The sequence below is a fragment of the uncultured Dubosiella sp. genome (assembly GCF_964018005.1).
In the GTDB taxonomy this organism is placed as follows: domain Bacteria; phylum Bacillota_I; class Bacilli_A; order Erysipelotrichales; family Erysipelotrichaceae; genus Dubosiella; species Dubosiella muris.
The window spans coordinates 36,532-60,308 of the sequence record NZ_CAXHOA010000004.1 but is presented as its reverse complement, the minus strand read 5'-3'; the positions used below and the strand labels follow the sequence as shown (position 1 = coordinate 60,308).

The 23,777-nt window shown below is 53.0% G+C and carries 19 protein-coding genes, 2 tRNA genes and 1 other RNA gene; 14 read left to right on the top strand and 8 right to left on the bottom strand.

Features of this window, described 5'->3' with window-relative positions; translation table 11 throughout:
- Positions 1-527: 527 nt before the first annotated feature.
- Entirely contained in the window at positions 528-758 is a 231-nt protein-coding gene (locus tag ABNS49_RS04020) for a hypothetical protein (protein WP_135979694.1), read from the bottom strand.
- Positions 759-1,058: 300 nt separating this feature from the next.
- On the opposite strand from ABNS49_RS04020, the gene ABNS49_RS04015 reads away from it, so the two are divergent.
- Together ABNS49_RS04015 and ABNS49_RS04010 are read left to right on the top strand one after the other, a co-directional pair.
- A complete protein-coding gene (locus ABNS49_RS04015; RefSeq protein WP_277820768.1) occupies positions 1,059-2,438 on the top strand; it encodes an MATE family efflux transporter in 1,380 nt (459 codons plus the stop codon).
- Positions 2,435-3,262, top strand: a complete 828-nt coding sequence (locus ABNS49_RS04010) for an HAD-IIB family hydrolase (protein ID WP_135979692.1) — start codon at positions 2,435-2,437, stop codon at positions 3,260-3,262. Before ABNS49_RS04015 ends, ABNS49_RS04010 begins: the two co-directional genes overlap by 4 nt.
- On the opposite strand, the gene ABNS49_RS04005 is transcribed toward ABNS49_RS04010, so the two are convergent.
- Together ABNS49_RS04005 and ABNS49_RS04000 are read right to left on the bottom strand one after the other, a co-directional pair.
- Positions 3,259-4,386 (bottom strand): glycosyltransferase, encoded by a 1,128-nt coding sequence (locus ABNS49_RS04005; protein WP_135979691.1) that lies wholly within the window; start codon positions 4,384-4,386, stop codon positions 3,259-3,261. The genes ABNS49_RS04010 and ABNS49_RS04005 overlap by 4 nt on opposite strands.
- Positions 4,374-4,991: a glycerol-3-phosphate acyltransferase gene (locus ABNS49_RS04000; protein WP_135979690.1), complete on the bottom strand. Its 618-nt coding sequence runs from the start codon at positions 4,989-4,991 to the stop codon at positions 4,374-4,376. The genes ABNS49_RS04005 and ABNS49_RS04000 overlap by 13 nt, the downstream gene beginning before the upstream one ends.
- A 154-nt stretch (positions 4,992-5,145) precedes the next feature.
- Here ABNS49_RS04000 and trkA point away from each other — a divergent pair, with 154 nt between their 5' ends.
- Together trkA and ABNS49_RS03990 are read left to right on the top strand one after the other, a co-directional pair.
- Positions 5,146-6,510, top strand: coding sequence for a Trk system potassium transporter TrkA (trkA, locus tag ABNS49_RS03995; protein ID WP_348687936.1), 1,365 nt, complete (start codon positions 5,146-5,148; stop codon positions 6,508-6,510).
- Positions 6,488-7,999, top strand: coding sequence for a TrkH family potassium uptake protein (locus ABNS49_RS03990; protein ID WP_135979688.1), 1,512 nt, complete (start codon positions 6,488-6,490; stop codon positions 7,997-7,999). The genes trkA and ABNS49_RS03990 overlap by 23 nt, the downstream gene beginning before the upstream one ends.
- 27 nt (positions 8,000-8,026) lie before the next feature.
- On the opposite strand, the gene ABNS49_RS03985 is transcribed toward ABNS49_RS03990, so the two are convergent.
- Both ABNS49_RS03985 and ABNS49_RS03980 read right to left on the bottom strand, forming a co-directional pair.
- Positions 8,027-8,956 carry a calcium/sodium antiporter gene (locus tag ABNS49_RS03985; protein WP_135979687.1) on the bottom strand — a complete coding sequence of 310 codons (930 nt, stop codon included), beginning with the start codon at positions 8,954-8,956 and terminating at the stop codon, positions 8,027-8,029.
- 15 nt (positions 8,957-8,971) lie between these two features.
- Positions 8,972-9,844 (bottom strand): HAD family hydrolase, encoded by an 873-nt coding sequence (locus ABNS49_RS03980; protein ID WP_135979686.1) that lies wholly within the window; start codon positions 9,842-9,844, stop codon positions 8,972-8,974.
- A 140-nt stretch (positions 9,845-9,984) separates the two neighbouring features.
- Here ABNS49_RS03980 and ABNS49_RS03975 point away from each other — a divergent pair.
- From ABNS49_RS03975 to ABNS49_RS03960, 4 genes are all read left to right on the top strand, one after another.
- Positions 9,985-10,060 (top strand) — tRNA-Asn (locus ABNS49_RS03975).
- 179 nt (positions 10,061-10,239) lie between these two features.
- Entirely contained in the window at positions 10,240-10,740 is a 501-nt protein-coding gene (locus ABNS49_RS03970; RefSeq protein ID WP_135979685.1) for a pyridoxamine 5'-phosphate oxidase family protein, read from the top strand.
- Between the two features lie 76 nt (positions 10,741-10,816).
- On the top strand, positions 10,817-11,737 hold the full coding sequence (locus tag ABNS49_RS03965; RefSeq protein WP_135979684.1) for an aldo/keto reductase: 921 nt from the start codon (positions 10,817-10,819) through the stop codon (positions 11,735-11,737).
- Positions 11,738-11,808: 71 nt separating this feature from the next.
- Positions 11,809-11,884, top strand: a tRNA-Asn gene (locus ABNS49_RS03960).
- A gap of 74 nt (positions 11,885-11,958) precedes the next feature.
- Here the strand turns inward: ABNS49_RS03960 and ABNS49_RS03955 are convergent.
- Entirely contained in the window at positions 11,959-13,200 is a 1,242-nt protein-coding gene (locus ABNS49_RS03955) for a helix-turn-helix transcriptional regulator (protein ID WP_135979683.1), read from the bottom strand.
- Positions 13,201-13,427: 227 nt separating this feature from the next.
- Here ABNS49_RS03955 and ABNS49_RS03950 point away from each other — a divergent pair, with 227 nt between their 5' ends.
- The 4 genes from ABNS49_RS03950 to pflA all read left to right on the top strand — a co-directional run bounded on the left by ABNS49_RS03950 (position 13,428) and on the right by pflA (position 19,439).
- The gene (locus tag ABNS49_RS03950; RefSeq protein WP_135979682.1) at positions 13,428-15,047 is read left to right on the top strand and encodes an ABC transporter ATP-binding protein; all 1,620 of its coding nucleotides are present in this window, start codon (positions 13,428-13,430) and stop codon (positions 15,045-15,047) included.
- A gap of 90 nt (positions 15,048-15,137) precedes the next feature.
- Positions 15,138-16,307 carry a MalY/PatB family protein gene (locus ABNS49_RS03945; protein WP_135979681.1) on the top strand — a complete coding sequence of 390 codons (1,170 nt, stop codon included), beginning with the start codon at positions 15,138-15,140 and terminating at the stop codon, positions 16,305-16,307.
- Between the two features lie 94 nt (positions 16,308-16,401).
- The gene (gene pflB, locus ABNS49_RS03940) at positions 16,402-18,648 is read left to right on the top strand and encodes a formate C-acetyltransferase (protein ID WP_135979680.1); all 2,247 of its coding nucleotides are present in this window, start codon (positions 16,402-16,404) and stop codon (positions 18,646-18,648) included.
- Between the two features lie 47 nt (positions 18,649-18,695).
- A complete protein-coding gene (gene pflA, locus ABNS49_RS03935; RefSeq protein WP_135979679.1) occupies positions 18,696-19,439 on the top strand; it encodes a pyruvate formate-lyase-activating protein in 744 nt (247 codons plus the stop codon).
- A gap of 85 nt (positions 19,440-19,524) precedes the next feature.
- Here pflA and ABNS49_RS03930 read toward each other — a convergent pair whose 3' ends face one another.
- The gene (locus ABNS49_RS03930; protein WP_135979678.1) at positions 19,525-22,116 is read right to left on the bottom strand and encodes a transglycosylase domain-containing protein; all 2,592 of its coding nucleotides are present in this window, start codon (positions 22,114-22,116) and stop codon (positions 19,525-19,527) included.
- On the bottom strand, positions 22,116-22,697 hold the full coding sequence (gene recU, locus ABNS49_RS03925; RefSeq protein ID WP_135979677.1) for a Holliday junction resolvase RecU: 582 nt from the start codon (positions 22,695-22,697) through the stop codon (positions 22,116-22,118). The genes ABNS49_RS03930 and recU overlap by 1 nt, the downstream gene beginning before the upstream one ends.
- A 311-nt stretch (positions 22,698-23,008) precedes the next feature.
- On the opposite strand from recU, the gene ABNS49_RS03920 reads away from it, so the two are divergent.
- The gene (locus ABNS49_RS03920; RefSeq protein WP_135979676.1) at positions 23,009-23,344 is read left to right on the top strand and encodes a DivIVA domain-containing protein; all 336 of its coding nucleotides are present in this window, start codon (positions 23,009-23,011) and stop codon (positions 23,342-23,344) included.
- 21 nt (positions 23,345-23,365) lie between these two features.
- An RNA gene (gene rnpB / locus ABNS49_RS03915) (RNase P RNA component class B) lies at positions 23,366-23,707 on the top strand.
- Positions 23,708-23,777 lie beyond the last annotated feature (70 nt).

Genomic DNA, 23,777 nt, shown 5'->3' with positions numbered 1-23,777 from the left:
ATCATAAATTGATTTACGATTATTGCTTATTTTTTGTCTATACAGAAGTATAACATTTTTCAGACAGTCGGGATTGATTGGCTTGCCAAGATAAAAGTTGATGCCCGCGTTTCTGGACTCCTTGATGTCCGAATCGAGCGAATTAGCTGAAAGTGATATGATCGACATAGAAGCAAGTTTGGAATGCAAACGAATCGTCCTATTCAGGATGAAGGAACGATTGTTTGCAGAGTGTTGCCTAGCGATATGGAATTCGAAAGTGAAATGGATTAAAAATGCGAATCGTAACGAGCATAGGAAAAAAGACATGGGAGCACAGATACCGGGTATGTGAATAGAATGGAGGAACAGTCATGAGTATATGAAATCAGATCTTGGCTGATGATAATCTGGAAAAGGCCAAAAACGATTTACAAGAATCTGATAAAACAGAACACAGAGAACCGGAGTAGAATGAGCGGGGAGGAACTCTTCAAGGCACAGACAGGGGCCTACTCTATTAAAAAAATGAGCTTTCGCTCATTGGTTTAGTGAATGTCTTTTTTGATGTCTTCTTCGATTTTCTCGATTTTTTCTTTCACTTTTTCAGCGCTGGCGTCCAGCTCGGCGTGGTCGCGGGCAAGATCCTTTTCGAATTCCTGATCTTTTTCGTTTTTAAATTTTTCAAATTCTTTCCATTTTTTCTCGGCGTCCGCTTTTTCGCGCTCGATTAAATTTTCAGCGTATTGGCCGTCGACACGGTTGTTGTTGTTTTTCATGGCACATGACCTCCTGTATTTCTTATGATAAAAGAGTGGTTTTTGAAATTCAATCGTAAAGCTTGTGTTTCGAAAGCGGATGGGGTTTGCTATAATGAGGAATAGAAAGCGGGACCGGGTAAAAAAAACGTACCCTCATGGGTTCTCATAAATCCGCTTTAAAAAGTGAAAAGACAGAAATGGGTATGTGAAAGCATACCCGTCTGTGTGATTGAGGAAAGCAAGGGATACGAAACCGAAAGGAGAGATTGGAGTTTCCTCCCACGAAACGATCGCGTGTATCCACTCCAAAAATATTTGATGAAACAAAAAAGTAAATCTGTCGATCTGGGAACCGGATCTGTCGTCAAGCTACTGTTTTCGCTTGCGCTGCCAAGCATTATCGCCCAGGTCATCAACGTTTTGTACAACGTCGTGGACCGGATGTACATCGGCCACATTGCCGATCATGGCGCGCTTGCGCTGACAGGGGTCGGCGTCACGATGCCGGTCATCATGGCGATTTCCGCCTTTTCGAGTCTGGTCTGCATGGGCGGGGCTCCGCGCGCTGCGATCGAGCTTGGCAAAAACAAAAAAGAAAACGCGGAGCACATCATGTCGAACTGCTTTGTTCTCCTGATTGTGTTTGGCGTCCTGCTGACGATTCTCGTCGAGATATTCGCTGTTCCAATGCTGAATCTTTTTGGAGCCAGCCCAAGCACGCTGCCATTCGCGCTAGACTACTTGCGCATTTACGCGCTGGGAACGATTTTTGTTCAAACGGCGCTGGGGATGAACGCTTTTATCAACACCCAGGGCTACACGACGTACGGCATGACGAGTGTCCTGATCGGAGCGATTGCCAACATCGTGCTCGACCCGATTTTGATTTTTGGTTTTCATTTAGGCGTGAAAGGGGCGGCCATCGCCACGATTACTTCGCAATGCTTGTCCGCGGTGTTCGTGCTTTGGTTTTTGCGCTCGAACCGCAGCTACCTGAACATCCGCAAGCGGTTTTTCAAACTGTCGATCGCGGTCATCGCGCCATGCCTCATGCTCGGCCTGTCGCCATTCGTCATGCAAATTACGGAAAGTCTGCTTAGCGTTTGCTTCAACTCGTCGCTGCTCAAGTACGGAGGCGACACGGCGGTGGGCGCCATGGCGATTCTTGCCTCCGTCATGCAGTTTTCCATGCTCCCGCTCCAAGGCTTGACCCAAGGCTCGCAGCCGATTATTTCGTTCAACTTTGGCGCCGGCAAGTACGACCGCATCAAATCCACGTTCCGGATCTTGCTGCTCGTATCGCTCATTTACTCGACGACAGTGTGGGCGATCTCGATGTTCGCGCCGCAAGTGCTCGCCGGCTTGTTCACCAACGACGCCAACTTAATGAACTACACGTGCTGGGCGTTGCGCATTTACATGGCGATGTCGCTCATCTTTGGCGCGCAAATCGCCTGCCAGCAAACGTTTATCGCCCTAGGCAACGCGAAGACGTCGTTGTTTTTGGCGTTGCTACGCAAAGTGTTCCTGCTGATTCCGCTCATTTACCTTTTGCCGGCCCTGCTAAGCGACCAGACGTTCGCCGTCTTTTTGGCCGAGCCGGTCGCGGACACCCTGGCCGTCTTGACGACATGCATCTTGTTCGCCCGGTATTATAAAAAAGTGCTGTCCAGTCCAAAGGAGGAAAACGCCCGATGATCCGTCTTTTTGCCAGCGATTTGGATGGAACGCTGCTCAACGCCCATCATCAATTCGACGAGCGAATCGTCGACGGGATCCGCCGCTTGCTGGCCGAAGGCGCCGCCTTCGCCATCGCGACCGGACGCGGAAACAAGCAATGCGCGATCCCGGAAATCGAATCCGACGTGTACAAGATTTGCATGAATGGCGCGCTTATTCTTGACAAAAACGACGCGGTTCTCGCCATGTCCTGCGTGCCGAAACCGGTTCTTGCCCGCCTTCTTGACGAGCTGCCCGAGTACGCGTTCGATTTTGTGACACCGGACAAAACGTACACCCGCTACTCGAAAGAAACGTATTTTACCCGCAAAGTCGATACGAGCGCCGACGCGTTGTGGAAAGAGCGCTTTATGCGCGACTTTTTGCCGCGCATCCAGTTCGCTGCCACAAAACAGCAAATTTTGGACGCCGACGTCTGCAAAATCAATTTGCGGGTCGATCCGGGCATGGACACCAGACATCTGGACGCCTTTCTTGCCGTCCACGAAAAGGAAATCGCCAACGCACCAAGCGGAAGCGGCCTGTACGAGCTGACCGCGCACGGCGTCAACAAAGGACAGGCGGTGTTGCGGCTTGGAAACAGGCTTGGAATCGACCCGGACGAGATTGCCGTGTATGGCGACGGCGGCAACGATTTGGAAATGCTTGGCTTGTTCGAGCACGCCTATGCGCCTGCCAACGCCAGCGAAACGGCGAAGCAAAAAGCCAAAGACGTGATTGGCCCATCCGACCAATACAGCGTTATCACGCATATGCAAAAGACACTAGGCATCGAGTCCTAGTGTCTTTTTTCAATAAATTCGACAAGTTTTCGCGCGGCCAGCGGGTCGATCACGCGCTTGTCTGCCTCGATCATCCGCTGCCGTTCGCGTGGATCGAGTGCCTTCATCAAATCGACGAGCAAGTCGTTTTGCACGTCTTTGACCCAAATCGCCATCCCGTTGTCCTGAAAGAACTGCGCGTTTTTGTCCTCGCATCCCGGAATTGGCGTGATGATCAAAAACGGGATTTGCGACACGGCGGCTTCGGTCGAGGACAAACCGCCCGGCTTGGCGATCAAAACTTCGCAAGCCGACAAGTAGTCGTACACCTTGTCGGTGGGGTCGATCAAATGCAATGGGCGCACGCCCTTGTAGGCGATTTCCAGGTTTTCCTTCAAATGCAAGTTGTTGCCCACCAGCACGAGAATCTCGTAGTCCTTGTGCGAGAGAATGAACGTCAGCAGTTCGTCGATCGTGTCGTTGATATCGCCCACGCCAATGCTGCCGCCCGAAAGAAGAAAGTATTTTTTCTTTGGATCCAAACCAAGTTCCTGCTTGGCTTCTTCCGGCGTCCGGCTCTCGTGAAACGGCTTGGACGTCGGAATGCCGAATGGAAGCAGCTTTTCTTTTGGAATGCCCGCCTTGACGAATACGTCTTCCAGCTTGGGGCTCGGGATGACGAAATAGTCCGCGTCCACTTCCGCGACAAACGGGGAACACGTGTAGTCGGTGGCGACAAAGTAAACCGGCGGCAGCGGAATGTGCCGGTTTTTGAGCTGGGTCAAAATTTCGCCGCCAAACAAATGCGTCGTGATGATCACATCGCACGGATGCTCACGCAAATACGCCTCGAGGAGCCGGGACGTCTTTTTTTGCTTCCAGTACACCGGAGAGTGGATGGGAATCTTTTTTTGCATGCGGGAGTACGCGTCGCCGATTCGATACACCCAGCCAAACAAATCCGGCGTATGCTGCACAAACGTCATGTACGTCGTGCCCACAACGTGGGCGAGATGGTCGCTTTGGAGCGAGTAGGGATCAAAAAAAGTGACGGTATGGCCACTTTCCTTAAGCTGCGAGACGATGGCTTTCGCCGCCGCGTTGTGTCCTCCTCCGGTGGAGCAGGACAACACTAGCGCTTCCATATCGGCTCCATGCTGAATTCTTCTTTATGCTCCTTGCTTGTCAGCAGCCGGACGATGATGGCGGACGCGATCAGCAGGGCGCCGGTTCCAACCGAAACGTTGATATTCAGCGTCAAAATGCAAGGCAGGAACACGATATACGTGACAAGCGTGCGGTAGTAGTTGGGCTTAATGACCAAAATGCACGAAAAGAACAAGAATAAAATTGCCAGAAACGCGATGGGCTGCCAAATCGGCAGGATGGCCGCCAGACTTCCGAAGGAGGATGTGATGCCTTTTCCGCCCTTAAAATCGTGGAAGAGCGGGTAAATGTGGCCGATGACCGGCGCGACCATGACGAGGGCGGCGCCAATCGACGAAAGCGAGTGGCTTGTCAAATGCAAATAGAGGTAGACCGGAAGGAACGCTTTGAAAAAGTCGCCGACCAGCGTGAACGTTCCGCATGCGAATCCGCCGTTTTTAAACGCGTTCGCCACGCCTGGATTGTGGTCGCGGGAGTTGATCCGAATATCGGAAAGTTTGAACATTTTCACATAAAGCAAAGAGTATAGCACACTGCCGGACAAGTAGCCGATCAATGTATAAAGGACGACATCTGTTAACATGGGAAAGCTCCTTTCTATGGATTTTCTACTTAAAATATACTAAATCGTACAAGATCGAACCAAGTAAGATGCCTTATTTGCGAATATTTATTGAAAAAGCGCTTACAAGTGGATACGATAGTACATATCGGAAAGTTTATAAGGAGAATACATTATGAATATTGTGATTATCGGCGACGGGAAGGTGGGTTTCGCCCTGGCGACCCAGCTGGATCACGAAGGCCACAACGTGACGGTGATCGACAACAAGGCGTCCGTTCTGGAAAAGACGATCAACTCGCTGGATGTCGTCGGCGTGCTTGGCAACGGGGCCACGCCGGAAACGCTGAAAGAGGCGGGCGCCCAGCACGCCGATGTCGTGATCGCCGCGACATCCAAAGATGAAATCAATATTATCAGCTGCCTGCTGGCCCGCAAGCTGGGCGCGCGGCACACGATCGCGCGCATCCGCTCCCCCGAGTATGTCGGCTCGCTGAACATGGTCAAGGAAGAGCTGGGGCTTTCGCTGGAAATCAATCCCGAGCTTGTCGCGGCCCGGGAGATCCGCCGGTCGCTGCGGTTCACTTCCTCGATCCGGACGCAGTCGTTCGCCAAGACGAGGCTGGAAATCGCGGAAATCAAGATTTTTGAAAATTTGCCGCTGGCTGGCCGGAAAGTCATAGACATCGCGAACATGTACCGCCAAAGTGTGTTGTTTTGCATCGTCGAGCGGGAAGGGGAGCTGCTCATTCCCAACGGAACGACCGTTATTCGTAAGGGGGACAAGGTGGCGCTGACCGGGCGCACGAAGGAGCTGCAATCCTTCTTTAACGAGTTGCGGATCTTGAAAAACGACAAGATCAAAGACGTGATGATCGTCGGAGGCGGCCGGATCACGTATTATTTGACGTCCATGCTGCTGGATTTAGGCATTGACGTCACAATCATTGAAAAGGACGGGGAGAAGTGTCTGGCGCTTGTGGAGAAATTTCCGCGCGTGACCATCATTCATGGCGATGGAACCGACCACGAGCTGCTTTTGTCGGAAAACCTCGAAAACATGGACGCGTTCATCGCCCTGACCGACAACGACGAGGAAAACGTCATGATTTCCATGTTCGCCAACTCAAAGGGTATCGAGCACGTCATTCCCAAAGTGAACCGCGTCGAGCTGGGATTCATTTTGGAAAAGCTTGGGCTTGAAAACGCGATCACCCCGAAAAACATTACCGCCGACCACATCGTTTCCTACGTGCGGGCGATGCAAAACTCGCTAGGCAGCAACGTGGAGTCGCTCGTCAAGCTCAAAGACGAGCGGATCGAGCTGCTCGAGTTCCGGGTGCGCGACAACTGCCGGTTTCTCAACCGCCCCATCAAAGACGTGGCGTTCAAGCCGGGGATCTTGATCGCGTTCGTGACGCACAAAGGCGAGCCGCGCATCGCGACGGGCGCAACGCGGGTCGTTTGCGGGGACACGGTCGTCGTGATTTCGAAACGGAAAGGGTTGAGTGATATCAATGACGTTTTGGCTCAATCGTAACATCAACAAGCTGAACTGGCGGGTCATTCTGAATATGATTGGCTTCGCCTTGATCGCCTTGTCGGGACTGCTGATGCTGCCCGTCATTGTCGCCTTGCGTTACCGGGAGTTTCATTTGCTTTCGCCGTTTTTGATCACGATTGGCGTGTGCGCGCTGTGCGGGCTCTTTTTGTCGCGGTTGAAAGTGAAGCGAAACGCTTACTTCGCCCGCGACGGGATGATCGCGGTCGGCCTGGTGTGGATTTGCGTCTCGTTTTTTGGCTGCCTGCCGTTTTACTTCTCCGGGCAGATCCCGGCGCTGGTGGATTGCTTTTTTGAAACAGTGTCGGGCTTTACGACGACGGGGGCGACGATTTTGACGGACATCGAGTCGCTGTCCAAATCGCTGCTGTTTTGGCGCAGCTTCACGCACTGGATCGGGGGCATGGGCGTGCTGGTGTTCGTTTTGGCTTTTTTGCCGAAAAACAACGAGCATACGATGCACATCATGCGGGCTGAAGTGCCCGGACCGACGATTTCCAAGCTCGTTTCGCGGCTAAAGACGACGGCGATGATTTTGTACGCGTTGTATATGGCGCTCTCGGTCATCGAGCTTTTGTTTTTGCTGGCAGGCGGCATGCCGCTCTTCGACGCGTTGTGCAATACGTTTGGTACCGCCGGGACGGGTGGTTTCGCTATTTACGGCGCGAGTATCGGCGCGTACGGCAGCGTGTATTTCGAAGTCGTGATCACGGTGTTCATGTTTTTGTTCGGCATAAATTTCAACTTGTATTTTTTTCTCATTCTTCGGGACTTTAAGCCGATTTTGAAAAACGAGGAGCTCCGATGGTATATTGGCATCGTGGCGTTGTCGATCGTGGCGATTACGATCAATATCTTGCCGTTATACCATACGCTGGCCGAATCGCTACGGTACTCGTCGTTTCAAGTCGTGTCGATCATCACGACGACAGGCTACGCGACGGCGGACTTCAATTTGTGGCCGACGCTGTCGAAAATGATTTTGTTTTTTTTGATGGTCGTTGGCGCGTGCGCGGGAAGCACGGGCGGCGGCTTGAAAGTGACGCGGCTGATGATCGTTCTCAAGAAAATCAAGCTGAACGTGCAAAAGCTGTGGCATCCGCACAAAGTGGAGGCGATCATGGTGGATGGAAAGATCGTGGACAAGGAAACGGTCGACCAGGTCATGGCGTTTTTTGGCGCGTGGATGATTTTGATCGCGGCCGCGACGCTCGTGGTCGCGCTTGACGATTTTGATTTTGAAACGACGCTGACGGCGGTGTACACGTGTCTTGGCAATGTCGGACCGGGGTTGGGGCTTTGCGGGCCGACCGGATCGTTCGCGCTGTTTTCGGCGCTGTCGAAAATCGTCTTGTCCCTTTGCATGCTTTTGGGACGGCTGGAAATTTACCCGATTCTCATTTTCCTGTTTCCTTTGCTGGAAATCGACAAAAGAAAACCCGTCTTGCGCAGAAGACGGGAGGATTGAGCTGTTTGCGTTGTCAAACGGCTTTTTTTAACGCCACACGATATAAATGGCGTAGATGATATAGGCGCACAGCATGAGCAGGCCGCGGGCGCGCGACATTTTCTCGCTGCGCATCGTCATGAAATAAAGGAACACGGCGATCACGCACAAGATGACGATGTCGATCAAGTTGAGCGCGGTGACCTGGATCGTCGAAGAGAGCGAGGCGACGCCGAGAATGAACGTGATGTTCATGATGTTGCTGCCGATGGCGTTGCCAAGCGACAAGCCGCTTTCGCCTTTTTTCGCGGCGACCATACTCGTGACCAGCTCAGGCAGCGAAGTGCCGACCGAAACGATCGTCAGCCCGACAAGCGTTTCGGACATGCCCCACGTCTGGGCGATCCATGTCGCGTTGTCGACGACAAGATTGCCACCCAGAATGATGCCGGCCACGCCGACGCAAATCAGGGCGACGCTTTTGGGAACCGGCATGATTTTCGCCTCGTCGTCTTCGTTGTTTTCCTTTGGCTCGTGCGCTTTGGTGTCGCGCACGAGCGAAACGATGTACACCGTCAGCAAGACGAGGAAGCAGACGCCGTTGATCCAGTTGAGCCGGTGGTTGAAGACGGCCAGCAAAAGGACAAACGTAATGAGGATGTTCCAAAGCAAGTCGCGTTTGACGATTTGCCGGTCGATCAGAAACGGGCGCATGAGCGCGGAGCAGCCCACCACGACAAGGGTGTTGAAAATGTTGCTGCCGATGACGTTGGAGAGGGCGAGCTCGTTGCTTCCTGCCAGCGAGGCGGTGACGGAAACGCTCAGTTCGGGCAGCGAAGTGCCCAGCGCCACGATCGTCAAGCCGACGATAAAGGTGGGAATGTGAAATTGATAGGCGATGGACGCGCTGCCATCGACGAAGAGATCGGCTCCTTTGATGAGCAGAGCCATCCCGATGAGTAAAACGATATAAGCCATGTCAAAACCTTTCTTTTAGTATCCCAATGTTTTGAGGGCGTGGACGATTCCATCCTCGTGATTGGAACGGGTGACATGCGCGGCTTTTTCTTTCACAAAGTCTTTGGCGTTTTCCATCGCGAACGAGTCCTTGACGACTTCGAACATGGAAATGTCGTTTTCGCCGTCGCCAAACGCGACGACTTCGTCGGCTTCCCAGCCGTTCAGATTCATTAAATACAGCAAAGTCTTTCCTTTGGAGAAGCCGTAGGGCAGCACTTCGAGCTGTCTGGGCGTCGTTCGAAAAATCTCGAACTTGTTGCCGTATTTTTGCTTCAAATCGTCGTAAATCGCGAGCAGCGGCTCCTCTTCCTGCATGATTTGCAGTTTGTTGATGGGAGCCGTGATCTCCTCGACGGCTTGAATGTATTTGATGTTGGGATAACCGTCGCGCATGTCGGCAAGCCAGCTCCACGGACCGGCGGTCCAGGGATAGTCGATTGGAAGATGCTGGTCTTGCCGAATGGCTTCCTTGACGGTTTTTAAACTTTGCGGGAAGAAGTCGAACAACCCGTCGTCGAAGCAGGCCATCGTTTCGCATTCCATATTCATTAAATACTGGAAGATGGACGCGATTTCTTCGGGCTTCATTTTTTTGAGCACATGGCGCTTTCCGGTCGACAAGTCGTACCACGCGATGCCATCCACTTCAATGAGCAAGCCGTTGTACTTTTCCATTTCCAGCTCTCTGGCGTAAGGAAGAAGCCGCGTATAAGAGCGCCCGCTTGCTAAAATGAGCCGCACGCCTTTTTTTTGCAGTTCGAAAAGCTTTTGCTTTGTGGCGGGCGGAATCGTGTTGGTAGAATCCAGCAGGGTTCCATCCATATCCATAATGATTGCTTTGACCATGGGTATCACCTCGCAAACGATTTTAGCACAAATCCGAAAAAAGAGGGACGATAAGAGCCTGCGCGGCGAAAGAAAATTTATGAAAAAAAGATTTGCGTTTTGAAAAGGGGAATGCTATTATAAATAGGCATTGAGGAGATGCCTGAATAGCTCAGTCGGTAGAGCATCCGGCTGTTAACCGGCAGGTCACAAGTTCGAGTCTTGTTTCAGGCGCCATCATGTAAGAACAGCTGACTTCGGTCGGCTTTTTTTTGCTTGTATCGAAGGAAGCGGTTTGATACAATTTCAAAAACACAAGCATTGCAGCCACCGGGTTGCCGGCATTCGCCTCTGTTCGTTAGGTCTTGGAAGAGCGGGGAAACGAATGCCGTTTTTTGTTGACAGGAGGAAAAACGATGTTTCGAACCATGCGAAGAAAAAGGCAGGCACTAGATGAAAAGACGTGCCGGAAGATTTTGGAAAACGGAAGCGCAGGCGTGCTGGCGCTTTATGGGGACGACGGGTACCCGTACGCGGTGCCGATCAGCTACGCGCTGGAAGGGGACACACTGTTTTTCCATAGCGCGAAAAGCGGACATAAAATCGACGCGATCAAACGCGGCGACAAGGCGTCGTTTTGTGTCATCGACCAGGACGAAATCGTGCCGGCGCGATTGACCACGTATTTTCGAAGCGTCATCGCGTTTGGGCGCGTTCGAATCGTGGAACCGGCATCCGAAAAGCGGCGCGGCATCGAGGCTCTGGCGAAAAAATACGCGCCGGATATCCCGCAAGAGGAAATGGATCGGGAAATCGACCGGACATGGAAGGCGCTGACGGTGCTCGCGCTGGATGTCGAGCATTGCACCGGCAAGGAGGCCATCGAGCTGGTGGAAAAGAAGGAAGGCGTCAAATGATCGTGGATCCATTTGTTCTTGTCTTTGACGCACGCAAAAAGGTATCCTGGAAAAGGAAAAGAAAGAGAGGGAGAAGATGAACTATTTAAAATTGCCGAACACGGATCTGGAAGTTTCGCAAATCGCGCTTGGATGCATGCGGATCGCCGATAAAACCGTCGACGAGGTGGAGCGTCTGGTGCAATGCGCGCTGGATCTTGGCGTCAATTTTTTCGACCATGCCGATATTTATGGCGGCGGGCGCTCGGAGCGGCTGTTTGGAGAAGCGCTGGCGCGCCATCCGGAATGGCGCGAGCGGATGGTGATCCAGACGAAATGCGCGATCGTGCCGGGACAGCGCTATGATTTTTCTTACGACCACATCGTGGACAGCGTGAATCAGTCGCTTGAACGCCTGCACACCGATCACGTGGAGATTTTGCTGCTGCACCGTCCGGACGCCTTGTGCGATCCGCAAGAAGTGGCGCGCGCATTTGACGACTTGTACGAGGCGGGAAAGGTGAAATACTTTGGCGTCAGCAATCATACGCCGCTGCAAATCCTGCTGCTGGAAAAATATTTGAAACACAAAATCGTGATCAATCAGCTTCAGTTGTCCATCGTGCACTCCGTCATCATTGATTCGGGATTGAACATGAACATGACGGACGCTTTCGCGCAGGACAAAGATGGCGGCGTTCTCGACTGGTGCCGCTTAAACGACGTGCAAATCCAGGCGTGGAGCATCGTCCAGGCGTCGTGGGCGGACGGAACGTTTTTGAACAATCCGAAATACGGCCGGCTGAACGAAACGCTGGAACGAATCGCCGCGCGGTACGGCGTCAGCAAAGCGACGATCGCGACCGCTTGGATCTTACGGCATCCGGCGCGTATCCAGGCGATTGCCGGCACGACTTCCTGCGACCATCTCAAGGAAAACATCGACGCGTGCCGTATTGAACTGACTCGTCAGGAATGGTACGACTTGTACATGGCGGCGGAGAAACCGCTGCCTTGACGCGCTAAATTGTAAAATAGGACTTGAATTGAATGACCTTGTGTGCTATTATGGTTAGGCATTGAGGAGATGCCTGAATAGCTCAGTCGGTAGAGCATCCGGCTGTTAACCGGCAGGTCACAAGTTCGAGTCTTGTTTCAGGCGCCATCATGTAAGATCAGCTGACTTCGGTCAGCTTTTTTTTCGTCTTGAAAAACCGGCTCCTGCCGGTTTCTTTTGGTTTAGCGCATTTGCCCGGAACGCAACGCGGCCAGCTCTTTTTGGTATTGCAGCGCCAAGGCGAAGTCCTTTTGGGCCTGCGCCAGTTCGACGAGCCATTCCAGCACGCAAACGCGCAGCGGGTCCATCGAGAACGCCTGCTTCGCCTGCTCCAGCAAGGAAATCGCGGCCGGGAAATTTTCGTCTTTCCACGCGACGATTCCATCCAGCAGCGCGTTCCACGGCATGAAGGTATCGAAAGGATCGCTGTCCTGCGTCAAACAAAGGGCGTCTTTGGCGGTATGGACACGCACCGCAAAACAAGGATCGTCGAGCCGGAAGGCGGCGAAAACGAGGATAAAGTGAAGCACCGGCTTCGTGGCGCCGATTCGGAGGGCGTCTTTCGCGGTTTGTAAGGCGGCATGGATATCGTTTTTCCGAAAATAGGCGAATGCCAGGATCGACAGACAGCCTTGATACAAAACCGGATCGAGCGATTGCCCTTCGTTGATCAAGTTTTTCAAGCATGTGATTGCCGTTTCATAGTCGCCCAGATCCATATGGATTTGCGCTTCCAGCGAAGCCACCTGCACAAAGCGGAAAAGCGAGCCGACTTGAAAGGAAAGCGTCTTGCATACGGCCACGTGGCGATCGGCTTCGAGCAGACGCTGGCGAAAATACGCGTTCATCGCCATGTGCAAGCGGATCAAAAACGATTCCGGGTCGTAGCGCAGCGCTTGTTTAAAATACCGGGTTTCGTCGTGAAGGTCGAGCGCGACCACGCCAAGCAAGTCGTAGTAAACGGCTAGCTCTTTGGAGTCGAAAAACTCGAGCGCCGGTTCGAGTTCGCTTCGCAACGCCTCGATTTCCGCTGCCGGGGCGTCGGCGCATACGCGGTCGTACAACCCCAAAAACAAGAACTGCGGAAACAAAAACGAAGCCATCCACGTCCTGTCCTTCAACAGGGCGCCGGTCAGTTTTTTTCTTTCTTCGCTGCGCAGGGAGGCGCGCGCGTTTTCGAGCTCGTCAAGCCGGGCCAGCCACGCGGTTTTTCCTTTCGAGTCGTTTGAAAAGCGCGCAAAGCCAAACACCCGGGCGAACCGGTTTCGCCCTTCCTCGTCGATGTTGCTCGTTCCTTTTTCAATGGAGCGGATCATGGAGTAGGAATAGTGGGTGGCGTGCGCGAGCGCCTCCAGCGTCCATTCCTGCTGCTTTCGCATCGTGGCGACAAAAAAGCCAAAGATCCGCGCTTCGGTTTGATTCATACGTTTATCCTCTTTTTCCAAAATTATAGCATTTTCATGAAAAATAGCGGCTAAAAAAGGCGAAAGGATCCGTCTTTCCTTGAAAGAATTATTCGTTTATCCAAATAAAAGGATTTTTTTCTATGTTCTTTCTTTTGATTCACAAGATTTCTGGATGGATTGTCTGCCACGAACCTTGTGGCGCTGGCGTGATTTGTCCCGTATCGTAAAAGCAGGGAGGCGGTACGATGAAAATTCTTATGACACAAAACCGCAAAGGGTTTCTTTTGGCGATTCTCGCCATTGTTTTCCATTCCATGCTGATGCTGTTTCAAGCGACGCTGCTCGGCCTCGTATTCGACCATTTAGACAACGTCACGCAGCCTTGGCTGCTCGCGTTGATTGGCGCGTACATCGCGCTGACGCTAGGCTGCTCGCTGTATATCGACTTTGCCAAAGAGTCGCTCAAGCGCGATATTCGCCGTTTTTTGCTTGAAAAAGGCGTTCACGCGTATATGCATATGGACGAGCTCGCATTTGAAAAGCAGGATATGAGCGCGTGCGTCAACACGATGACGACGGAAGTGGATCTTGTGATCGAGCAATACGTGACGCCGCTGCTCAACACGTTTGGTCTGGCCGCGTCGTTTGTGCTCTCGAGCGTGTATTTCCTGTTTCTGGACTGGCGGATGCTCGCGTTTTTATATGCCGGCAGCGCGCTGACGTTTGCCATCAACCGCCTATGCCAGCCCCGGCTGGCGAAAAATCAGAAACAAATCCTGCGCGCGAAAAGCGACTGGATCGCCACGCTGCAAGGATTTTACCGCAATTTTTCCACAATCAAGGATTATGGCTTGGAGGAAAGGGAAAGCGAGGCGCTTGCCCGGTCCAGTGATGGTAGCGTGCAGGCACATTTTCGCGGCGGACTCGAGCTCGCCAACCTCGACTCCGTCGACCTGGATATTGGCATGGCGATGTTTTTTGGCTTGTTGATTTTGTGCGGGACGCTTTTTTCCGGCACGATATCGCCCGGCCTTGCGATCACGGCCATTCAGCTGAGCAACTCCATCGTGGATCCGATCATCAATTTCACGACGATTTGGAACCGGCTCAACGCGTCCAGGCCGGTGCTGGAACGTTTCCTGGCGATGGAAACGACAGCTTCTGCGCCGGAGCCTTTGGCCATCGACGGGCCGGTCGAAACGATTGAAATCGACACGCCCGTCGTCAAAGTCGGGGACAAGGCGCTGCTCCACGACATTCATTTGCGGTTTGAAAAAGGGAAGAAATACATGATCGTCGGGCCGTCGGGGTGCGGGAAAACGACGCTGCTGCGCACTCTCAAAGGCGCGATTCCATCCTCTGACGTACGTCTGAATGGAAAGGCGGGCTTGTCGATGAAGGCGCAGCTTTGCGTTGTCGGCCAGCATATGGCGCTTTTTCCATGGACGCTGGCGCAAAACATCGCGCTCAACGAGCCAGCCGCGCCTTCGACGATCGACGCGCTGCTCGCCCAGGTGCATTTGTCCCATCTCGATCCCGGTCGTCTGATGCGGCTGGACAACGACACGCTCAGCGGCGGGGAGCTACAGCGCGTCCAGCTTGCCCGGGTACTTGCCCAGCATCGGCCTTGGCTCTTTCTGGACGAGGCGTTTTCCGCGCTCGACCACGAAACGACTTGTCGTTTGGAAGCGATGTACGTAGCCGATCCGGACAGATCCGTCATTTCCATTTGCCACAAGCCGGTGATGAAAAACCTCAAGTATTACGACAAAATCATCACGATGGAAAGCGGAACGGTTCAAAGCGTGCTTGATCCAGCCGCGTGGAAACAGAAAAACGGCGCGCTTGCGTCCAGCGCGGCGTAACGTCGTTTCTTTTGGCGGCGGCGGCTTTCTTCTTTGGAAACGGTTTCGTATAATAAACACGAAACAGACGTTAAGAAGGAGGAATGGACGATGTATGATTTTGACAAGGTCATTGACCGGAAGGGAACAGGGTGCGCCAAGTACGACGCGGCGCATACAAACGATCCCGAACTCGTTTCGATGTGGGTGGCCGATATGGATTTTGAAGTGCTTCCCGAAATCCGCGAGGCGATCGTGAAGCGCGCCAGCCACCCGGTGTATGGCTATCCGATTTTGACCGACGGCTATTTGCGGGCGGTCGTGGACTGGATGAAGACCCGGCACGGTTTTCAAGTGGAAAAGGAATGGATCGTGTGCACGGGCGGGGTGGTGCCGGCTTTGAAGCTCGCCGTGCAGGCGTACACGAAGCCAGACGACGCCGTGCTCGTTTTGAAGCCGGTGTACTACCCGTTCGACCGGGCGGTTTTGGAAAACGGCCGGACGCTGGTCGAATGTCCGCTTGATTTGAAAGAAGGCCGATACGCTCTTGATTTCGACTTGTTTGAAAAACAAATCGTGGAAAACGACGTGAGGATGTTTATTTTGTGCAATCCGCACAATCCGCTTGGCATTGTGTGGTCGAAAGACGATTTGCTGAAAATGGGGAAGATCTGCCAAAAGCACGGAGTGCTCGTCGTCAGCGACGAGATCCATATGGATTTTGTATATCCGGGCTATACGCATGTCCCGTTTTTTGAAGTGGATCCGTCGTTCAAGGATTTTTCCATCGTGTGCACGGCGCCGTCCAAAACGTTTAATTTGGCCGGCTTGTGGACGTCGAACATCCTCATCGCCGACCCGGCGCTGCGCAAGGCGTTTGAAGAAGCCAAGTCGCGCTGCGGCGTGACCGATCCGAACATTTTCGGCATGGCAGCTTGCGAGGCGGCGTACACCTATGGCGCAAACTGGGTCGACGAGCTGCTCGTCTACTTGCGTGGCAACATCGAATACATGAAGGCCTTTTTCGCCGAGCACATGCCGATGGTGCGCGTGATCGAGCCCCAGGGGCTGTATTTGGTGTGGGTCGATTTCCGCGGCCTGGGACTGGACGCCAAACAGCTCGAGGAGTTCATGCTGAAGAAGGCGCACGTCTGGCTGGACGAAGGCTATATTTTCGGCCGGGGCGGCGAAGGGTTCGAACGCTTTAACGTGGCATGTCCGCGTTCGGTTTTGAAAAAAGGACTGGAGCAGATCCGGGCGGCGTACAACGAGTTAGTTTAAACTAATTTTAGTTGACTTTCCTAGTCTTTGCCGATATATTTATTAAGGAAAAGCGAAGCGGAAGCGCGCTTTTGAATCGAGAGGGAGGAGTCACATGAAAGAACAATGGCGAGGATTTCGCGGGACAAAATGGCAGGATGAAGTCGATGTCCGCGATTTTATCCAAAACAACTACACTCCATACGATGGAGACGAATCGTTTTTAGCCGACGCGACCGACGCGACGGACCAGCTATGGGGCGAATTGCAGCGGCTGCAAAAAGAGGAGCGGGCCAAAAACGGCGTGCTGGATATGGAGACGGAAGTTGTTTCGAGCCTGACTTCCTATGGACCAGGATACATTAGCGAAGCGTTGAAAGATTTGGAGCAGGTGGTTGGTTTGCAGACGGACAAACCGCTGAAACGCGCGTTTATGCCGTATGGCGGCATTCGTATGAGCGAGGAGGCGTGCACGACGTACGGCTACCAGCCTAGCGAGAAGCTGCATGAGATTTTTACGAAATACCACAAAACGCACAACGACGCGGTGTTTAGCGCGTACACGCCGGAAATGCGTCTGGCGCGCCGCAACAAAATCGTGACCGGACTGCCGGATACGTATGGACGCGGCCGGATCGTCGGCGACTACCGCCGGGTGGCGCTTTATGGAATCGACTTTTTGATTCGGGAAAAAGAGAAGGATCTGGCGTATTGCGGCGATGGCACGATGACCGACGACATCATCCGCCAGCGCGAGGAAATTGCGGATCAAATCAAGGCGCTGAAAGGCATGAAGGAAATGGCCGCTTCGTATGGCTACGACATTTCCGGACCGGCAACCAACGCCAAGGAAGCGGTGCAGTGGCTGTATTTTGGCTATTTGGCCGCGATCAAGACGCAAAACGGCGCCGCCATGTCGGTGGGCCGGATCTCGACGTTCCTGGATATTTATTTTGAGCGCGATTTGCGCGAAGGCGTTTTGACCGAAGCCGAGGCGCAGGAAATCATCGACCATATGACGATGAAGTTCCGCATGGTGAAATTCGCCCGGATTCCAAGCTACAACCAGCTGTTCTCCGGCGACCCGGTTTGGGCGACGCTTGATGTCGGCGGCCTGGGCATGGATGGCCGTTCGATGGTGACGAAAACGTGTTTCCGTTTCCTGCACACGCTGGAAAACATGGGGCCGAGCCCGGAACCGAACTTGACGGTGCTGTACTCGTCCAGACTGCCGGAAACGTTTAAGAAGTACGCCGCGAAAGTGTCGATCGACACGAGCTCTGTGCAGTACGAAAACGACGACGTGATGCGTGTGGAATGGGGTGATGACTACGCGGTGTGCTGCTGTGTGAGCGCGACCCAGACCGGCAAGGAAATGCAGTTCTTTGGCGCCCGCGCCAATTTGGCGAAGTGCCTGCTTTACGCGATCAACGGCGGCGTGGATGAAAAATCCAAAGTGCAGGTGGGCCCGGAATACAAGCCGATTACCAGCGAGATTCTCGACTATGACGAGGTCATGCACAAATACGACATCATGATGGACTGGCTGGCCGGATTGTATGTGAACATTTTGAATCTGATTCAGTATTTCCACGACAAATACTATTACGAGGCGAGCCAGATGGCGCTGATCGACACGGATGTGCGCCGCACGTTCGCGACCGGCATCGCGGGATTCTCGCACGTCGTGGATTCGCTTTGCGCGATCAAATACGCGACGGTCAAGACGATTCGCGACGAGGACGGCATCGTGGTGGATTACGAGGTGGAAGGCGACTTCCCTCGCTATGGCAACGACGACGACCGGGCCGATGAAATCGCGGTGTGGCTGTTGAAGGAGTTCATGAACAAGATCCGCAAGCACCACACGTACCGCGATTCGGAGCCGACGACGTCGATTTTGACGATCACGTCCAATGTCGTGTATGGCAAGGCAACCGGCGCGCTGCCGGATGGACGCAAGGCGGGCGAGCCGTTGGCTCCGGGCGCGAATCCTTCCTATGGCGCGGAACAAAACGGATTGCTGGCTTCGCTCAACAGCGTGGCTAAACTGCCTTACGAGTACGCGCTGGATGGTATTTCGAACACGCAGACGATGAATCCAAGCGCCCTTGGCCATGACGCGCAAGAGCGGATGGACAATCTCGTGCACGTGCTCGATGGCTATTTTGATCAGGGCGCGCATCACTTGAACGTCAACGTGTTTGGCATTGAAAAGCTGATGGACGCCATGGAGCATCCGGAAAAAGAAGAGTACGCGAATTTCACGATCCGGGTATCCGGCTACGCGGTGAAATTTATCGACTTGACGCGTGAGCAGCAGCTGGATGTCATTTCCAGAACTTGCCACGATCGGTTATAAAAAAATAAAAGTCCGGCGCGACCGGGCTTTTTGTATGAAAGGAAGCTATGAACAACAATTTAGGTGCGATTCATTCAATCGAAACGTTTGGCTCGGTCGATGGACCGGGTGTCCGGTTTGTCGTCTTTTTGCAAGGGTGCCGGATGCGGTGCCAGTTTTGCCACAACGCCGACACGTGGCAGACAAAAGAGGGCGACGTAAAGCCGGCCGCTCTGCTGGCGAAGGCGAAGCGCTATCAAACGTATTGGCGCGACCAGGGCGGAATCACGGTAAGCGGGGGAGAGCCGCTGCTGCAAATTGATTTTGTGACGGAGCTGTTTCGGCTCGCGAAAGCCGAAGGCATCCACACGACGCTGGACACGTGCGGGCAGCCGTTTACGCGCGAGGGGGCCATGTTCGCGAAAATCGAGGCGCTGATGGCGGTGACAGACTTGGTGCTGCTCGACATCAAGCATATCGACGAGAAAGCCCACACGCGGCTAACGCGCTGGTCCAATCGAAACATTCTTGATTTTGCCAAGTATTTAGACGAGATTGGCAAGCCGGTTTGGATCCGTCATGTGCTGGTGCCGACCATCAACGACGAGGACCGGTATTTGATCGCGCTCGACCGCTTCGTTTCCTCGTTGTCGAATGTGGAGCGTGTGGAAGTTCTACCGTATCATACGATGGGGGCTTACAAATGGAAGGCGCTCGGTATGGACTATCCTCTGGAAGGCGTCGAGCCACCCACGCCGGCGCGCATCGCGAACGCCAACCGGCTGCTGCATACAGGCAAAGAAACGGATTGATGGCGATACGGCCGTTCCCGCTGCGGGGGCGGCTTTTTTTATGAGCTACAAAAAAGGCTCTTTTCAGAGCCTTGGAAAAGTTTGTTTATAGCCAGCTAAAGAGGTTGAAGAACCCTTTGAAGCGAGGGAAGACCAAACCGGCCGGAACGTCCGGATTACCGTTGTTTCCGCCATTTCCATTCGCGTTGCCGTTTCCGTTGCCGCCCTGGTTGTCGCCACCCTGGTTAACATCCCCGCCGGGATTGCCGCCCTGGTTGTCGCCGCCCTGGCTTGGATCGTCGACTGTATCGTAAATGCAGACGCCGTTGGCGTAGGTGCCGCCGTTGTTGACGCATTCGTCGATCGCGGCTTGCTCGTTGTCTTTGTCTTCATCCGGCTTTTCCTCTTCGGCTGCCACGCAGGCGTTGCCGTTGAGCTCATAGCCTTCCGGACAGCTGCATGCGCCGCCATCCCATGTACCGCCGCTGCCAACACATGCGTTTTCGTCGGTGTTTTCCTCTTGCTTCGTGATACACAAGCCCGCTTCATCGTCCCAGGTGCCGCCATTGGCCGCGCACGCGGTGGACGGGTCGTATACTGGCGCCGAGGAAGTGTCGCCGCGGTTGACATATTCGGTCTTGATGTAGCCCCCTCGATAGTCGGATACGCCGTCCGGCCGCTCGATGGCGTGGTAGTTGCCGTACTGCTGGCAATAATCCAGCAAGTAATGGGAAATATGGAATGCGGTCGCCATGTTCAGCTGCGCGATATCAATATAGTAGCCTTGCTGCTGATATTTTGACGTATAGCCTGACCACACCGATACCGAGAACTGGCTCGTGTAGGCGCAGGACCACTCGTCCTTGACGACGCCAAGCGGAATGCCATACTGCAAACCGTCGTCCGCCCAGTCGGATGTACCGGACTTGGCGTAAACCGGATAGCTCGAGGCGAGAATCTGGTTGTAGTTGTTGTAGCCGCCCGTGACGACTTTTTCAAGCAAGGTCGACATCATGAACGCCGCCTGCTCGGAAATGAGCTCGTTGGTTTGGGCGTTGGACGCGAATTCCGCCTGATCCGAGCGCCGTACGACTTTGCGGATGCGGTGGGCGTCCACGTGCTGTCCCTTGTTGCCAAAGATCGTGTAGGCGCTTGCCTGCTCGATTGGCGAGGCGAACATGTTGGCGCCGCCAATCGCGTATTGTTCGACGAAGTCGTTCGCGACATCCTCTTTGTAGCCTAGTTTTCGACAGTACTCTTTCCAGTAATCCAAACCGGTATCCTTGACGAGGTCGATCATGGCCGCGGCCGCAGTCGTGTTTTTCGATACGCCCAGCGCGTCCTGCAACGACATGTTGCCCTGGTAGCGGCGGTCGGAGTTTTGCAAGTTGGAACCGGTCGTGAAGTAGTCTTTTGGAACGTCCTGCACGGTGTGGGTCGTCGCCCAGCCGAGAATGTCGAACGTTGGCGCGTAGGCGAGCAGCGGCTTCATCGAGGAGCCAGGCTGTCTGGCGTCTTTCGAGTTGTCGCGCTCAGAGTTGGTGTGGTAGTTTCGTCCCGGCCCGACGGCGATGATTTCGCCGCTGGCGTTGTCGATGACGGCGAATCCGACATCGAAGGCTTCATTTGGGAACGGCACGATGTTGCCGTTGCAAATTTCATCGGCCTGCTTTTGCACATCCTGATTGAGGGATGTGTAAATGTCCATCGGGATGATGCTTGGATCCTGTCCGGTCAGCGTTTTGCATTCTTCGATCGTTTGCTGGATGAAAGCCGCGTTTGGATCGACTTTGACGGTCAGGTTCGTCTGGAGCGCGAACTCGAGCCGTGCGTTTTTGGCGAGTTCGTATTCTTCCTCCGTGATGTAGCCGTGCTGGAGCATGAGCCGCAGCGTCGTGTTCCGCCGCTCGGTGGCCGCTTTCAGGAAGTCGACTTCCGAGCCGTTGTCGATGTTGTTGAGCGGGTTGTTGTTGTAGGGAGCGTTGATGGCGCCGGCCAGGAACGCCGCCTCGCCAAGGTTCAGCTCGCTGACGTCTTTGTTAAAGAAATACTTCGCCGCTTTTTGCACGCCGCGCGTGTTCTGTCCCGATCCGAACCAGATCCGGTTTACATAAAAGTCGAAGATGTCTTCTTTGTTGATGCTTTGCTCGGCGATCAGAGCCAAATAAATTTCCTGGATCTTGAGCTTGAGCTGGGTGAGCTTGTTGTATTTGCCCTCGTTTGTGAGTTTTTCCTCCTGGTTTTTCGTGAAGGCGTTGTCGATCATCTGCATGGTCAAGGTCGAACCGCCTTGCGCGAAGCCCCCGCTGCGCAAGTTGGCGATTCCGGCCGCCATGAATCGAGGCAAATCGAATCCGTTATGATCGAAGAAGCGCGAATCCTCGATGGATAAAAACGCGTCGACGAGCGATTGCGGAATTTGCTCGTACGTCACGTCTTCGCGAATTTCGTCGCCAAATTCGAAAATGAGATTTCCCGCTCCGTCAAAGATGCGGGAGTTGGACAAGGTCGACAGGCCGTCCTGCGAAAACCGCATGCCTTCGGGATCGTTGATGATGTTGACTAAAATAAAGAATACGGATATGCAGCCGACCAGAAACAAGGTCAGAATGCAGACGGCGATCTTGTTCCAAATATCGAGTTTTCGCCGTTTCGGCTTCGGAGCGGCCGCGTTGTTTGGTTTCGGGTTATCCGGCATTAATTTTCCTCCTTAAAATACAGTGCTTCGACGACTTTCAAATAGTCAAGCCGTGGATACAGGCCTTCTTTAATAAGATGGCCGTTTTGTTCGAACCAGTCGTACGGAATCGCATAACCGGTCGTCTTCTTGATTGTTCGAATGAGCAGGGGGGCGTCGACAAGATACGTCTTTCCGTAATAGGAAAAACGGATGATGAAGAAGCCGATTCCGCCGTGCCGTTCCACGAGTTCCAAATGCTTGATCTGGTGGGCGTGGATCATTTGCAGCGGCAGCCGCGACTTGTTTTTGGTTTCTTTCGCCTCGAAATCGACATATTTGCCTTTATAAAGACCGTTGTAGTCCGTCGTCGACGGGGTCCGGTAGTACGCCTCGATGATCTTCGCGCGATCGCGGCGCGGGTAGTCGACGCGGACCACCTGGATCGGGGTCGGTTTTTTATAAATCAGCGCGATGTTCAAATCCTTGTAGTACGTGTTGGACGCGTTGATGTCTTTTTCGAGGGTCGCGCCGCGCTTGGAATGATTGTCGATGTTTTTCGCAATCTGGTAAGGCGGGCTTCCGTTTGGGTAGTTGATCATGCTCACTTACTTATTATACCTTAAATGATAATAAAGTTTCTCCATAAAAATGAAAAAGTCATAAATTGGATTCGCGCGCAAGCAAGGATGGCGGATTCATCGTATCATGTTTGGAAAGAACTCTCTATTCTTCCACTTTTCCGGCTGGAAAAATGGAGGAAGATAAAAATCCGAAATCGGACTTGCGTTTTTGTCATAAAAAAGGCATAATGATTAAGTTGATTTTTTCTGGCTTTAAAGGCATAATATTTAAGTTGATTTTTTAAGAGTTCAAAGGCATAATATAATAGTTAATACCGGGGAGGGTCACGATGTCTAAAGATATGAATTTAACAGCTCAAGTGATTTACGAAAAAGAATTTCACGTGGACTTAAAAGGGTATGCGCCTGGAGAGGTGGATGAATTTCTCGATCAGGTCATTGAAGATTATCAAAATTACGATGAGAAGATTGAAGAGCTTGGAAGTGCATTGACTCGTTACGAAGCGAAGATCAAGGAGCTTCAGCAGCAAGTTTTTGCGCTTCAAACGGAAAATCAAAACCTTCAGGAGCAGAAGGATCAGGATTTCGTGAACGCGAATACCGATCAGGTTGATATTTTAAAACGAATCGCCCGTTTGGAAAAAGCGGTTTTTAATCAAAACTAAGGGATCATTGGATCCGTTACTCCAATTCGGCAGTTGCTGGTCGAAAGGCTAGAGGAAAGTCCATGCTCGCACGATCTGCGATGATCGTAGTGTTTGTGCTGGATGAATCAATAAGTCCAGGCACGCGCAAGCGTGACGGCCGGCTTGAATCCTAACCCGTATGGTATGGATGAGAGCCTTTAAAAGTGCCACAGAGACGAGTCTTTATGGAAACATAAAGAGTGGAACGGGTAAACCCCGCAAGCGAGAAACCCAAATTTGGTAGGGGAACCGGCCAAAGCGAATCGGAAGCCGAGGCTGGATGCATTTTGCATAGATAAATAGCTGCCGCCGGGAAACCGGAACAGAACATGGCTTATGAATTGGAGGAGAAAGTGAAACGAATAGTTTCGCTTTTTTTTTTTCGGTGATACAATACAAAACAGAAAGAAGG